Origin of the sequence: Streptomyces nigrescens, from assembly GCF_027626975.1 — a bacterium.
GTDB classification, from domain to species: Bacteria; Actinomycetota; Actinomycetes; order Streptomycetales; family Streptomycetaceae; genus Streptomyces; species Streptomyces nigrescens.
Genome location: NZ_CP114203.1, coordinates 1156009 through 1170290 on the forward strand (window position 1 = coordinate 1156009; position 14282 = coordinate 1170290).

Consider the following 14282-nt stretch of genomic DNA (forward strand, 5'->3'; position numbering starts at 1 on the left):
CCGTGGCCGGGTCAGAATCCCCCGGGTGTCGGCCGGATCTCGAAGCCCGTCAGCCCTTCCGGCTCTTCCTCCCGTACGGACACGGCGTCGACGGTGGCCAGGGGCGGCCCCTGGTGCGCCCAGTCCACCAGCTTCTGCACCCGCCCGGGCTCCCCCTCGCACACGGCCTCCACCGTCCCGTCCGGAAGGTTCCGCACCCAGCCGGCCACTCCGAGCCGGTCGGCCGTGCGCCGGCAGGTGTCGCGGAAGAACACACCGTGCACCTCTCCGGAGACCACCACCCGTCTGCGGATCACCCGTGCCTCACCTCGTCACCTCGTTCGCTCGCCCCGCCGGTACGAGCGCAGATATATCCCGGCCCCACGGTCACCGGGCGGCGCCACGCCCGGACGGCGCACGGCTCACGGAGCGGCCGGCGGCCGCGACGGCCCGGGCGAATCGGGTGGCGTCACGGACGGCCGCCCCGCCCGGATCGTTGTTGAAGTAGGTGTAGACGTCGGCCCGGTCCGGCCAGGTGTCGGCGATCCTCCGCGCCCAGGTGGTGAGCGCCTGTCCGCCGTAGCGCGGCCAGGGTTCCGCGCGGCCCTCGTGGAAGCGCAGATACCCCCAGTCGGCGGTCCGCCACAGGGGCGTCACGGGCCGGGAACCCCGGTCCGCCCAGCACAGCGCGGCGCCCCGACGCTCCAGCACCGTACGGATCTCCGCGGTCCACCACGACGGGTGGCGGGGCTCGACGGCCACCCGGGTGCCGGCGGGAAAGCAGCCGAGGCAGTCGTCCAGCAACCCGGCGTCCACCCGGAGCGTGGGCGGCAGTTGGAGCAGAACGGGCCCGAGCCGGGGGCCGAGGGCGGCGGCCCGCGACATCAGCCGCCCGACCGGCTCCTCGGGATCGCGCAGCCGCTTGATGTGGGTCAGATAGCGGCTTGCCTTCACGGCCATCACGAACCCGTCGGGGGTCCGGTCCCGCCAGTCCGCGAAGGTCTTCTCCTCGGGAAGCCGGTAGAAGGCGGCGTTGCTCTCGACGGTGGCGAAGTGCCGCGCGTACTCCTCCAGCCACAGCCGCTGCGGCCGGTCCTGCGGGTAGAGGACCTCCCGCCAGTCCTTGTACTGCCAGCCGGAGGTTCCGACGAGAACGGTCATGACCGCATCCTTGCCCGCGGCGGGGCCCGGCATATCAGCCGTGCGGGGCGCCGGTGCACTACCGCGCATCTCGGCGCCCCCTACGCGCCTACGGTGCGCAGAAACTCCCCCAGGGACGCGTTGAAGGCTTCCGGGCGTTCCATGTTGGGGTAGTGCGCGGCGCCGTCGATGGTTCTGGCACGGCCGTGGGTGACGCTGTGCACCAGGCGTTCCCCCATGCCGATTTGGTCGGGGGCGTCGATGGCGCCGCTGAGGGCCAGCACCGGAACGGTGATCTTCGCCGCCCGCGCCCAGGTGTCGGCCACGGGGACCTGCCAGTCCGGTTCGGTGCCGGTGTGCTTGGCGAGCGTCCGTGCGGTCATCTCCCGCAGTCGTCGTACGACGTCCTGGTCGACGTCGTCGAGTGTGCGGTGGGGGCCGGGCGCGAACAGCATGAAGGCGTCGATCCAGCCCTCGACGTCACCGGCGGCCAGGGCGCGGGCCTGCTCGGCCATGACGTCCTTGACCCAGGGGTCATGGAACTCCGGCTCACTGGTCCCGGCGCCGCTGACGACCAGCGCGCGCACCAGCCCGGGGTGCTCCAGCGCGGTGTCCACCGCGGTGGCCGCGCCCATCGACAGCCCGACGAGGACCGCGGGGCCGACGTCCAAGTGACGCAGCAGCGCGGCGAGATCGTCGGTGTGCCGGAATGCGCGGGTCGCGTTCGAGGAGGCGCCGTGGCCGCGGGCGTCCGGGGCGATCACCCGGTGGTTCCGTGTGAGGGCCGGTAACTGGTCGTCCCACATGCCGCTGTCCAGGAAGCCGCCGTGCAGCAGGACCACCGGCCGGCCGGCACCGATGTCGCGGTAGGCGAGGTGGCCGTCCCCGGTCTCGAAGGAAGACATCTCAAGGTCATCAGTCATGTCAGCCAGGTCAGTCATGACAACCAAGGTGCCATCTCTGGCGGGGAATTGGCAACCAAGGTGTCATCCTGGTGGAATGACCGATACCGAACCGCCCCTCGCGCCCGACGACCTCGCCCACCGGCTCACGGAGGTGTTCGACCTCGTCGGCCCCCTGTACCGCCGCGTACAGCGCAAGGTCGAACAGTCCGCACCGATCGAGGGGCTGTCCGTCGGCGTGCGGGCCGTACTGGACCTGCTCCGCGACAACGGACCCATGACCGTTCCGCAGATGGGCCGCGCACAGGCGCTGAGCCGGCAGTTCGTCCAGCGCATGGTCAATGACGCCGCGGCACGACAGCTGGTCGAGATCACACCGAACCCCGCCCATCAGCGGTCTTCCCTGATCCGGCTGACCGATGAGGGCAGGGCCGCCATCACCGCCGTACTGGCGCGTGAGCACGCCCTGCTCCGTCAGGTCGAGGGGGATCTGACCGACGCCGACGTCACGGCGTGCGTGCAGGTGCTCACGAAGATGCTCGCGCTCTTCGACCACGTGGAGGTGGGCTGAGGAGCGCGGGCGCTTCGCCCCGCGCTCCCGGGCACGGCCGGGTCACGCGGCGACCGGTCACCGCCGGGCTCCCAACGGGCGGCTACCGTTCCCGACAAGCAGTCACCGCTCCGAGCACGGCGACAGCGCGCCCGGCGGCAGCCAGCTGTAACACCCGCCCGCTTCCTCGTCGAGCCAGCCGTTGACGCTGTGCAGGCCCCGCTCGTTGATCTGCGCGTCATGGATGCCGTAGGCACGCTCCGGCTTGACCGCCCGGACGAAGTCGATGGCCTCCGACGTGCGCAGCCACGATGCCTGCATGGGCACGAACAGCGTCTCCACCGGCTGGTCGGGCACATGGAGCGAATCGCCGGGGTGGTAGAGCCGCTCGTCGATCAGATAGCCGAGGTTGGCGCAGTCCGGCAGCTCACCGTAGATACGCGCGTGCCGGCCGCCGTGCGCCGTGACAGCGAAGCCCGCCGCGCTGAACTCCTCGCCCGGCTCGACCTCGATGACGTCCAGGAGACCGCCGAAGTCCGCGCCCCTGGGCGCATAGACCGGCGCGCCGAGGCCCTTGAGCCGCAGCACATCGACGTGGTCGGCATGCTCGTGCGTCACCAGGATCGCGTCGGCGCCGTGCAGCGCCCGTGCCTCGCTCCAGATGCCGGGATCGATGACCAGCGTCCCGCCCCCTGGGTGTTCCAACCGGACACAGGAATGCGTGTACTTGGTTATGCGCATCCCGTGGAGAGTAGGCGTCCGGGGTGCGGGCGTCGACCATCGGCAGCGGCCTGGGATGGACCCTTCGTGATACCTTCGGCGCCGCCGTGTACTGCTGCGCACTGAGGAGGTGAGACCGATCAACGCTGTGACGGGTCGGGGCTCCCTCTCTTACATGGCCTGGGGAGTGCCCGCAAAGGCATCCTGAAAGGCTTGAAACGCTATGCGCTTCACCTCTGAGACGTCGTCCGACGGTGTCTCCGAACAGATCTTCACCCTCGGCGAGATTCCCGGCGTGCTGTGGACGCCGGAAGGTGCCGCCGGTACGCGTCCCCTCGTTCTGATGGGGCACGGCGGCGGGCAGCACAAGAAGGCACCGGGCATCGTGGCCCGTGCGCGCCGCCTCGTGGCCGAGTGCGATTTCGCGGTGGCGGCGGTGGACGTACCCGGCCACGGCGACCGGCCGAAGGATGAGGAGTACGACCGGATCGCCACCGAGAACCAGGCACGTGTGGCTGCCGGAGAGGAACTGGCTCCGCTGATCGCCGGCTTCCAGGCGCTGGTGGCTCGCCGGACCGTCCCGGAATGGCGGGCGGTCCTGGACACGGTCCAGGGGCTCGCGTACGTCGGTGCCGGTCCGGTGGGTTATTGGGGTGTGTCGCTGGGCTGCGGACTCGGCGTTCCGTTCGTCGCTGCCGAACCCCGGGTCCGCGCGGCGGTGTTGGGCTTGGGCGGGGCACAGGCATCGGCGGAGACCGCCGCACGGATCACGGTCCCGGTGGAGTTCCTGCTGCAGTGGGACGATGAACGGGTGCCGCGCGCCGAGGGCTTGGCGTTGTTCGACGCCTTGGCTTCGGACGAGAAGACCCTGCACGCCAACCCCGGCAAGCACGGGGAGATCCCGGCATTCGAATTGGACAGCATGCTGCGGTTCTTCACCCGGCACCTCGGCTGATTTCACCGTCTGCTGTCCGGGACGCGCCGGCCGGGACCGTTCCCGATCGGCGCGTCCAGCGCACACCGGTCGGCGTGGTCCGCAACAACGCACGCACCGGCCGGCGCATGCCACCTGTTGCGGCATTCAGGCACACCCACCGTACTCGATCCATTACCTTGCGTAAGTGGCGGCCTGATCCTGCACTCGCCGATCAGGCCGGTCCGTCAGAGCGTGAGGAGACTCCTGAGTGAAGCGAACCCGCACCGTCCGCACGGTACTTGCCGCCCTCGGTATCGCCGTGGCCATGGCGACGGCCCCGGCCGCGGCTGCCGCACCGCACCAACAGGACCGGCAGCGTCCGGCCGCCGCACCCCGGCCCGCGCCCTGCACCGGGGAGTTCCAGGGCGAGGCCCGGCTGGGCCCCAAGTGGCTGCCGAAGAAGTGGCATGCGCCCGTGGGACCGCTCCTGAACGGGTGGAAGCGGACCGGGGCGCTGTCGCCTTCGGCCTTCCTGAAGAAGTACTGGCAGGGGCCCGCCGACAGCGGCAGCTGGAAGTACCCGCCCAACGACGGCTTCGCCGAGGTCAACGGCGAGATCGACAAGGAACCCACCAAGCTTCGCCCGGGAGCGCGACTCGACCGTTTCGGATCCGTATACGGCTCCTATCTGGCACCGGCCGGTGACCGGTACGCCGAGCGGGCCCTGCCTCCGCAGAACCTCAACACCCGTGAAGCGGCGGCGCCGTGCGACTACCACGTCTACAAGGTCACCAAGCCGTTCTGGGTGTGGGAAGGCAGCATCGCCCCCTGGTTCGAGCAGCCCGGCGGCGGCCGGCAGATCAAGCTCGACCCGGTGTTCCTCAACCCGAGCGAAGGACAGCGGCTGAATGTGAAGTGGCTGCTGGAGCACGGCTACCTCGCCGCGGTTCAGCCGTAGCGCGGCAGTGGACCGCCATGAGCTGCGCGCCGCGCTGACCGCGGCGGGAGTGGCCGACGGCTACTACCGCATCGAAGGCGTCCATGAACCCGTCCCCACGCCCCCCGATTTCCTGTATCTGCGCAGAACAGCGGACGGGGCGTGGGAGACCGGAGCCTATGAACGCGGCACCTGCCGGCCCATCGCACGGCATCCGGACGAAGAGGCGGCGTGTGCGCATCTGTGGCGGCTGCTGACCTGACCCCGGGGCGGCAACTGAGGTGCCGTAGCGGCTGGTTCGTCGCACTCGCGCAGCAGGGGGCCGAGAGGCACGTCAGGGCTCGTTCAGGTAGGTGAGGACGGCGAGGACGCGACGGTTGGTGGTGCCGTCATCGGTGATGCCGAGCTTGCCGAACAGGGAGGTGGTGTATTTGCTGATGGCGCTGTCACTGAGGAAGAGCCGCCGGCCGATGGACTGATTGGACAGCCCTTCGGCCATGAGGCTGAGCACGGAGTGTTCGCGTTCGGTGAGCCCTTCGAGGCGTCGGCGCGAGGAGCCGCTGGACAGCAACGCGGCGATGACGGCGGGGTCCATGGCCGTCCCGCCACCGGCGACCCGTTCCAGGGCATCGATGAACTGCTCGGCGTCGAACACGTTCTCCTTGAGGAAATAACCGATGCCGCCGGCGCCGTCGGCCAGGAGTTCGCGGGCATAGAGCTGTACGACGTGCTGCGAAAGGATCAAGATCGGGAGTCCGGGCAGTTCGCTGCGGGCGGCAAGGGCCACCCGCAGGCCTTCGTCCGACTGGGTCGGCGGCATACGGATGTCGACGACGGCAGCATCCGGCCGCCATGTCAGCAGCGCGTCGAGCGTCTCGGGCCCGGTGGCTGCCGTCGCCACCACCTGGTGTCCGTACGCCTCGATGAGGCGGACCATCCCCTCGCGCAGGAGGTAGAGGTCCTCGGCTACAACGATGCGCACGGGACCATCATCCTCACACGGGTCGGACCGCCTGCCGGGCTGGTGATCTCCAGGGTGCCGTCGAAGACCGCAAGGCGGCGGCGCAGCCCCTCAAGTCCGCCGCCGGCCCGCACATCGGCGCCGCCCCGGCCGTCGTCCTCGACATCGACGACGATGCCGGTGCCGGTGTCGTCCCGGGAGAGGGAGATCCGTGCCCGGGTCGCCCGGGCGTGCTTGGTCGCGTTGGTGACCAGTTCGGCGATGCCGAAGTACAGGGCGGACTCGATCGGCGGGTCCAGGCGTAGCGGAACCTCGGCGCTGACCTCCGCTTCGAGGGGGCTGTCCAGGGCCAGAGCGCGCACGGCATCGATGAGTCCGCGCTCGTTCAGCACCGGCGGGTTGATGCCCATGACCAGTTCGCGGAGCTCGGTCAGGGACGTGGCGGCGCCGGCCCGTGCTTCCCGCATCAGCGCCTTGGCCTGGTCGGGGTCGGTTTCCATCAGCTTCTCCGCGGTCGCCAAAGAGAGCCCGAGCCCGACCAGGCGGGCCTGCGCCCCGTCGTGCAGATCCCGCTCGATCCGGCGGATCTCGGCGGCCTGTGCGACCGTTGTGTCCGCGCGCTGGGCCGTCAGCTCTGCCACCCGGTCCGCCAGCACCATCGCCGGCGACGCGCGCAGGAAGCGGACGGCCACCGGCTCGGCGGACCGCCAGGCATACGGGGCGCCGGCGACGGCCGCAACCAGACCGAGCACCCCGACAAGGCGTGCGGAGAGCTCCGGCTGGCCGAACCCGAGGACCGCCACCGCGACGCCGGCCGGCGGGAGGGCCGCGATCACGCCCGCGGTGATCGGTGCGATCCCCGTGAAGCGCAGGTCCCGCCAGGTGGCCGGATCACTCCACCGGATCCGCCACCGCTGGTCCAGGAGGGCGTCCCGGCGGGTGCGCTCGTAGGAGAAGCCGTTCCACCAGTAGCCGGTGGACATGCGCACCACCGGTTCGGCCCGCCGATACCCGGCGGGAACATCGGTGGCTGTCCACGTCGCGACGAGGAAGCGGAACATCCGGCAGACGGGGCGGGACAGGGCGAGCGTGCCCACACTGCCCAGCACCAACACCGGCACCCATGACCACGGGTTTGCCGCCCCCCACCGGATCGCCACCGCCACGGCAGCGGCCCACACGGCCGGGACCAGCATGCTGACGGCAACCACCACGCACGCCCGCGCAAACCCGACGCAGGCGCCGGCCACCCACGACACCACCTGTCGCATGACCCCCCTCTTTCTGCTTCATCACCCCGGCCGTGGCACCCGTGATTCCCGGAATGCGCCCAACCGGCCGGTGCGGCTTGGTGGTTCCACTGTGCACCGCACGCCACCCGCTGACCGCCGGATCGGCTGCGAAGTAGGTCTGGCCCCACCCCTCCGTGGGCCCAGGCGCATACCGCGCCCCTGATGCGCTCCCTAGCGTCGACACCAGGTCAAGCCACACCGGGCCAGACCACATCAGTGCAGAAGGAGACGCAGAGAGACATGGGAACCGCCAGACACACCACGGCCGAGACCGCCCACCTCAACCGTCCGCACCCCCACCGAGCCTTCGGCAGGGTGAAGGCGCTCGTCGCGGCCTACGGCGCGCTGAGCGCCGCGGTCCTCATCACTGTCGTCGTCCTCGCGAGCACCGGACACACGGTGACCGCGTTCATGTGGGGCCGGTCGGCCGGTGTGCTCGCGAGTGCCGCGGTGGCCTACTGGCTGACGGTCCTCGCTTCACGGGGAGCACGAGGGGCCTATCTCCGTGTGCGCATCATCTCGGTCGTCGTGCCGATCGCCATCGTCGCCATCGACATGATCCCCGGTGCGCTCCCGCCGTGGTTCGTCCTGATGCAGGTCGGCTGCGCCCTCGTCCTCGGTGCAACCGCTTTCCTCGTCAACGGGGCCGGTCTGCGCGCCGCCTTCCCCGTGTCACGCTGAGCTCCCAGGAGCGGCGGGCGGCGGTGCCGGTGTCGGCTCACCCCAGCGGGTGCGTCTCCTCCGGTGAGTCCACGGGTGGTTCGCCGCCCGCCTCGTTGAACGCCGTGAGTGCCTCGATGAGCGAGGCGCGCTGCTCGGGGGCGAGGCGTTCGACGATGGCGCTGATCTCGGCGCGGCGGCGGGCGGTGACCTCCTCGACCGTACGCCGCCCCTCGTCGGTGAGCTGGAGCAAGGTCTCGCGCCGGTTGCCGGGGTTGGCCTGACGGTGTGCCAAACCCGCCGTGATGAGCCGGTCCACCATGCGCATCGCGGTCGAGGGAGCGACCTGCAGCAGTTCGGCGAGGGCAACGAGCTTGGTGGCGCCTCGGGTGGAGAGGACCACCAGCATCCGCAGCTGCGGCAGCGTCACCCGCTCCTCGGCCTCGCCGAGTGACCGCGCCGACACCGCAACCAGCAGCCTCGACGCCGTGAGCACCGCCCGGGTCACCGCGTCCACATCATCCATGGCCCTCGTGGGGGCTCCGTGCTCCACCATTCCCTATTTCTACCGCCCTGATCTCCCGGCCTGCCCACCGGTACGCCGCGCAACGACGGGCAGGGACCGGCAAACGGGCCGTGGGACAGCCATGTCCATGCGGTGCGCTCGGCGTTGCGGCTCCCCGGGGCGCCGGCCATCCCTTGCACCTTCCGGCAGTGGCACCCGGAATCCTGGGCGTACGAAGGAAGCGCGGCATCGTAACTCATCGTCGCCAACCGCTCCCTGGATTTGAGCATCGGCGCTGAATCGGCTTCTTTGCTCAATGCAATGGTTAGCGTGACCGTGCCCCAACAGCCCCATGGGCGACAGCGCTCCGGCGACCCTCGCGCGCAATCCAGGAGGCATGATGAAATCTCACGCACGGAAATCGCAGCCCACATCGAGCCGTGGCCGTCTGATAGCCGCCACGGTCGCTCTCATCGCTGCCATCGCGACCGTATCCGTGTGGCTCTCCCAACGGAACAGCTCCGCCGACGAGCCGGCCTCTGCCCATGCCCCTGCCGCGAGAGCGCCCCTGGCTGGTCCTGGGGGAGGCAATACCGGCGCGGTCGGCGCCCTGGACAAGACCTTCCTCACCAAGGTCCGGCAAGCGGGGCTGTGGGAGATGCCGGCGGGCCGGCTCGCCCAGACGCACGCATCCAGCGAGGCCATCAAGCGCGCCGGTATGCATCTGCTCGAAGGGCACAGCAAGCTCGACCAGCTGGCCCGTGAGGACTCCGAGGCGCTGAACGTGCCCATCCCCGACGAGGCCACCGCCGAACAACAGGGCTGGGTGGACCAGTTGGAGAAGGCCCGGGGCAAGGAGTTCGACCAGATCTTCGTGGACCTGCTCCGCGCTTCCCACGGCAAGATCTTCATCACCATCGGCGAGGTGCGCGCCACCACCAAGAACTCCTTGATCCGGCGGCTGGCCACTCAGACCAACAACACCGTCCAGGACCACATGGAGGTACTGGAGGACACCGGACTGGTCACCGACGCCACCCTCGACGACGTGGCCTCGACCGTTCCCAAGTAACCATTCCCGGTGGCCATTCCCGGTGACCGTTCCCCAAGTGGCCATCCGTTGACGGGACATGAGCGACGGCCTGGAATCCGCGCCGGCCGGTGACCTCAATCGCCCCAGATCTTGCGGTACGCCTGGCGGTAGCCCTCGGAGTCCCAGGACAGGGCACCGCCGCTGTTGGCGGCCGTGGCGATGTGGACGGGGGCGACGTACCCGCTCTCCGGGGCGTCGGAGAACGCGCGGTTGAACTCGTCGACGATCTGCCAGCCCTGTTCGGAGAGCGGCTCGGGCACGGTGGCGGCCTGGAACTCCTTGCCGTTGACGCGCTGGAAGGCCGACGGGTCGCCGTCACCGGCACCTATGTTGAACGGGGCTCCGGCGCCGTCCTTGCCCGCGGCGCGCAGCGCGGGGGCGGCGTGCTGGAAGTACAGGTCGTTGATGGCGGCGGAATAGGTCCACTTGCGGCCGAAACGGGACAGCAGGGAGCGGACTTCCCCGATGGACCGCCTGTTGACCTGGGGAATGGGCATGTTGGTGTAGCTCAGCAGCTTGGTGCCGGAGCAGGTGGCGAGTTCCTTCTTGATCAGGTCGGACTTGCGCTTCGCGAAGGGCACCGTGGCGTCGGTGAACAGGACGACGCCCGCGCGTCCGTTGGACCGGGCGATGATCCAGTCGGCGCTGATCTTCGCGACGTCCTCGACCCGCGAGGTGATGTTGCTGAAGAGCTGCGGATCCTTACTGGGTCCGGGAGCCGGGGCCGCGTGCCAGCCGATCAGCGGAATTCCCTCAGAGTTTGCCTTCTTGACCTCCGCAGCGGCGACCCCGGGGTCAAAACCGCTGATGACGATGCCGTCCGGCTTGAGGCGGAGGGCCCGCTTGAAGGCGGCCCGGAGACCCTCGGGCGTGCCCTCGCCATTGAGGGTGCGGGCCTGCCACCCGACGATCTTGGCGGCTTCCTGGACGCCTCGGGCGACTCCGGCGACTCCGGGGTTGGTCAGGGTCTGGGCGATGTAGACGACGCTCTTGCCGTGGACGGCCTTCGGCCCGGTGGTGGGACCCCTCCAGGGCGCGTTGACCGCCTCGGCCTTCTTGACCGCTTGCTTGGCCCGGGAGAGGGCGGTGGGGCATCCGGGCGTGGCGGAGCTCCGGTGGGACTCGGCGCCGCCGGCACCGGATTCGCAGCCGGATGCGGTGGCCATGACCAGGAGTGCGGCGGCGGTCACGGCCGCCTTGCGGGTGGGGTGCACGGTTTCCTCGCAGGGCAGGATGAGGATACGGGTCGGTCTGGGGGAGACAGAGTACGGGTGGCGAGGCACGGCGGTGCAGCCACCATCGGGAAGGTCCGGCGCCTGCCGCCGACACCGGGCCCGGTGAGGAACCAGCCGGTTGGCACGCTTCCCCTACGGACACCGGCCTATCGGCCGAATGGCATTCCACAAGTAAGGAACGGGCCAAACATGACAAAGAGTTGAATACCGTTTGGCCATTGATCGTCATGTGTTGCATGCGCGTGCGCAGGCGGTAATGTTCACGGCCGGTCGGACATGTGGCGCAATCCTTTCGCTCGCAATTGGGGCGAAATCCATATGCGTCACGTTTCCCCATCGTCGGCGGTCGGCAACAACACCACCTCGGTCACCGCTCAGGAGCACGTCGCAAGGAGGCCTGGGTGTCTGTGGACACAGTGGACCCGCCACACGAACCGGACCGGTCCCGGCGTTCACCGTTGAGGCCGACATTCCGTCAGCAGGCGGGCGCCCTCCTGGACCGATGGCCGTTCCGGCGGAAACTCAACGTTCTGGTGATCGCGCCGGTCGCGGTCGTCGGCGTGCTGCTGGCCATCGGCGTCAACAACCAGATGGACAAGGCCCAGGACGCCGACCGGACCGCGGCGCTGGTGCGCGACAGCGAGCAGGTCACCAGGCTGATCAACGACGTCCAGGCCGAACACCGGCAGGCCCTGCTGCTGTCCGTGGAGCAGGAGTCGGTCCGGCCGGGCGACGCCCTGCCCTCCACCGCCGACTACCGCCGGACCCAGCAGACCACCGACGAACAGGTCACCGCCGTGCGTTCGGCGTTCGGGCCGGGCCTGCCGAAGGACGAGGCTCGGGCCCTCGACTACATCCGGAGCCTTGCGGTGCTGCGCGACAAGGTCGAGCGGGGCTCGGTTCCGGCCGCCGGTATCGACCCCGCGTACGCCGCCGCGGTCGGCTACCTGATCGACGGCATCGGGCTCGACCGCTTCATCGGCACCTCGTCGTCCTCGGTCACCAATCTCCTCGACACCGTGCTGCGCGCCGACGCCGCCCACGCGTCCTTCGAGAGCGGGGTGTTCTCGGCCCAGACCCGGGATGCCAACGCGCTCACCGAGTACACCCGTGCGGCCGGCGCCCACCACCTCTACGACGAACAGGCGGAACGCTTCGGCAGGATCGCCGACCCGGACCAGGTGCTGCGCCTAGGCGGGATCGAGCGGGATGCCGAGGAGAACGGCATCGAGGCCCAGTTCGCGGAGCTCCAGATCGATCCGGGCTCCCTGCAGGGCCAGTCCCCGCAGCAGCTGCGCAAGGCGATCGCCGCCGGCACCCGGCAGGCCGAGGCCCGCCTCGACATCACCCGGACCCTGATCGACCAGATCGCCGCCCGGGCCGACAGTCTCTCCACGGACGCCCTGCGCAACGCGCTGGCGATGCTCGGCCTCGCCCTGCTCGGCTTCGCCTCCTGGCTGACGTTCTCCGTCCTGGTCCGGCGCTCGGTCGTCCGTCCCCTGACGGCCCTGACCGGCGCCGCCCAGCAGGTGGTCGACGTGGCCGGCGGGGAACTCGCCAAGGTCGAGGACGACGAGTCCCCGGAGCGCACCCCGCTGCAGCCGCGGCCGATCCCCGTCCCGGTCCACGACGAGATCGGCCACCTGGCCGAGGCCTTCAACCAGGTGCAGATCACCGCCGCGGCGCTGCTGGAGCGACAGGTGCTCAGCCGCCGCAACGTCGCCGAGATGTTCGGCAACGTCGGACGCCGGGTCAGCAACCTCACCTCACGCCAGCTCATGCTGATCGACGCCGTGGAACGCGAGGAGACCGACCCCGACGTCCTGGAGCGGATGTACCGCATCGACCACATCGCCGTACGCCTCCAGCGCAACGCCGACAGCCTGATGCTGCTCGCCGGAATCCGGGACCCCGAGGTGGAGGCCCGGCCGACCACCCTGGTCAATGTCATCCGGGCAGGGCTCGGCCAGATCGAGGGCTACCAGCGGGTGTCCCTGCGGTCCGAGACCGAGGTCACCGTCGGCCCCGACATCGTCGACGATCTGACGCTGATGCTCGCCGAACTGCTGGAGAACGCGGTCTCGTTCTCCCCGTCCGACACCCCCGTCGAGGTGGTCGTGCGGCCCGGCACCGACATCACCTCGGACGGTGGCGCGCTGATCGAGATCATCGACCACGGCCTCGGGATGAGCGCGGAGCGCCTCGACGAGGAGAACTCCCGGCTGGTCCACCGGGAGCGGCTCGACCTCGTACCGACCAAGGTCCTCGGCCTGTTCGTGGTGGGAAACCTCGCCCGGCGCTCGGGCATCCGGGTCACCCTGAGCCGTACGCCGGGCGGCGGGGTCACCGGCACCGTCTGGCTCCCCTCCGCACTGCTGCTGGCCGTGCACCCCGCCGCCACACCGTCCGCGGCGGCGGAGGTGGCCGGGCCCGATTCCGTATCGGAGCACCAGGCCACGCCCGAGCAGGAACCCACCGCGCCCGAGCCCGACCCCGAGCAGGCCGCCGCCACTCCCCTGCCGGTGCGGACGCCCGCCGCCACGCCCGAGCGACGGCCCGCCGCCGCCCCCTCGCGGCCGGGCGAACTCCCCCGGCGCCTCCCGCACCGCACGGACGCGGAGCGGACCGCCTCCGCCTCCGCGTCAGAGCCGCGGCCGGCGGACGCCGCCCGCCCGCTGCGACGGCGGGTACGCGGCGCGACGCTCAACATGACCACCCCGACGGCCGACCGAGAGGCCCAGGCCGCGCGCCGGCCTGTCGACGCCGACGCGGTCCGTTCGGAGCTCGACGAATTCGAAGCCGCCGTACGCAGGGCGGAGCAAGAAAGTGCTCCCGCCCCGAGGGACTCAGCGCCCTCGTCACACCAGCAACCCCGGAAGGAGTCGGGCAGTGACGACGCCGACAGGTAAGAGCAGTTCCGAGCGGGCGGAACCCATGGATCTGACCGCCGCCGCGGCCGACTTCACCTGGCTGCTCGACCGGTTCGCCACCCAGACCGCCGGCGTCGTCGACGCCATCGCGGTGTCCTCCGACGGCCTGCTGATCGCGGTCTCCCAACTGCGCGAGCAGGCCGACTCCGAGCGGCTCGCGGCGATCGTGTCGGGCGTCACGAGTCTGGCCGCCGGTGCGTCCGGCAACTACGGCCTCGGCGGCCTCAACAAGGTCATCATCGACCTGGAGGGCGGCCATGTGCTGGTGTCGGCCATCGGCTGCGGTGCCGTCCTCGGCGTGGTGACCTCGAAGGAGGCGAAGCTCGGCAACATCGCCTACGAGATGACCCTCTTCGCCAACCGGGCCGGGAGCGCGCTCACCCCCCAACTGGTCCTGGAGCTCAAGAAAAACGCCGGTGCCGCACCGGCCCGCTGACCCGTCCCCCACCACGGAGGCAGGGA

The 14282-nt window shown here is 70.3% G+C and carries 16 protein-coding genes; 8 read left to right on the forward strand and 8 right to left on the reverse strand.

Annotation, left to right across the window (positions count from 1 at the left end; all coding sequences use genetic code 11):
• Positions 1-11 precede the first annotated feature (11 nt).
• The 3 genes from STRNI_RS05370 to STRNI_RS05380 form a co-directional block, all read right to left on the reverse strand.
• Positions 12-296, reverse strand: coding sequence for an acylphosphatase (locus STRNI_RS05370; protein WP_018088661.1), 285 nt, complete (start codon positions 294-296; stop codon positions 12-14).
• Between the two features lie 70 nt (positions 297-366).
• Positions 367-1140: a DUF72 domain-containing protein gene (locus tag STRNI_RS05375; RefSeq protein ID WP_159484680.1), complete on the reverse strand. Its 774-nt coding sequence runs from the start codon at positions 1138-1140 to the stop codon at positions 367-369.
• 80 nt (positions 1141-1220) lie between these two features.
• Positions 1221-2042, reverse strand: a complete 822-nt coding sequence (locus STRNI_RS05380) for an alpha/beta fold hydrolase (protein WP_174876299.1) — start codon at positions 2040-2042, stop codon at positions 1221-1223.
• A gap of 76 nt (positions 2043-2118) precedes the next feature.
• Here STRNI_RS05380 and STRNI_RS05385 point away from each other — a divergent pair, with 76 nt between their 5' ends.
• The gene (locus tag STRNI_RS05385; protein WP_018088658.1) at positions 2119-2592 is read left to right on the forward strand and encodes a MarR family winged helix-turn-helix transcriptional regulator; all 474 of its coding nucleotides are present in this window, start codon (positions 2119-2121) and stop codon (positions 2590-2592) included.
• A gap of 102 nt (positions 2593-2694) precedes the next feature.
• On the opposite strand, the gene STRNI_RS05390 is transcribed toward STRNI_RS05385, so the two are convergent.
• A complete protein-coding gene (locus STRNI_RS05390; protein ID WP_159484682.1) occupies positions 2695-3312 on the reverse strand; it encodes an MBL fold metallo-hydrolase in 618 nt (205 codons plus the stop codon).
• Between the two features lie 202 nt (positions 3313-3514).
• Here STRNI_RS05390 and STRNI_RS05395 point away from each other — a divergent pair, with 202 nt between their 5' ends.
• The 3 genes from STRNI_RS05395 (at position 3515) to STRNI_RS05405 (ending at position 5406) form a co-directional block, all read left to right on the forward strand.
• Positions 3515-4246 (forward strand): dienelactone hydrolase family protein, encoded by a 732-nt coding sequence (locus STRNI_RS05395; protein WP_159484683.1) that lies wholly within the window; start codon positions 3515-3517, stop codon positions 4244-4246.
• 286 nt (positions 4247-4532) lie between these two features.
• On the forward strand, positions 4533-5165 hold the full coding sequence (locus STRNI_RS05400; RefSeq protein ID WP_148588590.1) for a TNT domain-containing protein: 633 nt from the start codon (positions 4533-4535) through the stop codon (positions 5163-5165).
• Between the two features lie 7 nt (positions 5166-5172).
• A complete protein-coding gene (locus tag STRNI_RS05405; RefSeq protein ID WP_159484685.1) occupies positions 5173-5406 on the forward strand; it encodes a hypothetical protein in 234 nt (77 codons plus the stop codon).
• A 72-nt stretch (positions 5407-5478) separates the two neighbouring features.
• Here the strand turns inward: STRNI_RS05405 and STRNI_RS05410 are convergent, their stop codons facing one another.
• Both STRNI_RS05410 and STRNI_RS05415 read right to left on the reverse strand, forming a co-directional pair.
• Complete coding sequence (locus tag STRNI_RS05410; RefSeq protein ID WP_159484687.1) at positions 5479-6126, reverse strand: response regulator transcription factor; 648 nt, start codon at positions 6124-6126, stop codon at positions 5479-5481.
• Positions 6111-7376 (reverse strand): sensor histidine kinase, encoded by a 1266-nt coding sequence (locus tag STRNI_RS05415; protein WP_277410658.1) that lies wholly within the window; start codon positions 7374-7376, stop codon positions 6111-6113. Before STRNI_RS05415 ends, STRNI_RS05410 begins: the two co-directional genes overlap by 16 nt.
• 261 nt (positions 7377-7637) lie before the next feature.
• On the opposite strand from STRNI_RS05415, the gene STRNI_RS05420 reads away from it, so the two are divergent.
• Positions 7638-8078: a hypothetical protein gene (locus STRNI_RS05420; protein WP_262038540.1), complete on the forward strand. Its 441-nt coding sequence runs from the start codon at positions 7638-7640 to the stop codon at positions 8076-8078.
• 37 nt (positions 8079-8115) lie between these two features.
• Here the strand turns inward: STRNI_RS05420 and STRNI_RS05425 are convergent, their stop codons facing one another.
• Positions 8116-8613 carry a MarR family winged helix-turn-helix transcriptional regulator gene (locus STRNI_RS05425; RefSeq protein WP_026169461.1) on the reverse strand — a complete coding sequence of 166 codons (498 nt, stop codon included), beginning with the start codon at positions 8611-8613 and terminating at the stop codon, positions 8116-8118.
• Positions 8614-8962: 349 nt separating this feature from the next.
• Between STRNI_RS05425 and STRNI_RS05430 the strand changes: the two genes are divergently transcribed.
• Positions 8963-9634, forward strand: coding sequence for a DUF4142 domain-containing protein (locus tag STRNI_RS05430; protein ID WP_229837870.1), 672 nt, complete (start codon positions 8963-8965; stop codon positions 9632-9634).
• 95 nt (positions 9635-9729) lie between these two features.
• Here STRNI_RS05430 and STRNI_RS05435 read toward each other — a convergent pair whose 3' ends face one another.
• The gene (locus STRNI_RS05435; protein ID WP_274739558.1) at positions 9730-10869 is read right to left on the reverse strand and encodes a substrate-binding domain-containing protein; all 1140 of its coding nucleotides are present in this window, start codon (positions 10867-10869) and stop codon (positions 9730-9732) included.
• A 554-nt stretch (positions 10870-11423) separates the two neighbouring features.
• Between STRNI_RS05435 and STRNI_RS05440 the strand changes: the two genes are divergently transcribed.
• The gene (locus tag STRNI_RS05440) at positions 11424-13799 is read left to right on the forward strand and encodes an ATP-binding protein (protein WP_381845608.1); all 2376 of its coding nucleotides are present in this window, start codon (positions 11424-11426) and stop codon (positions 13797-13799) included.
• 25 nt (positions 13800-13824) lie between these two features.
• The gene (locus STRNI_RS05445) at positions 13825-14256 is read left to right on the forward strand and encodes a roadblock/LC7 domain-containing protein (RefSeq protein WP_018088646.1); all 432 of its coding nucleotides are present in this window, start codon (positions 13825-13827) and stop codon (positions 14254-14256) included.
• The last annotated feature ends 26 nt before the right edge of the window (positions 14257-14282 follow it).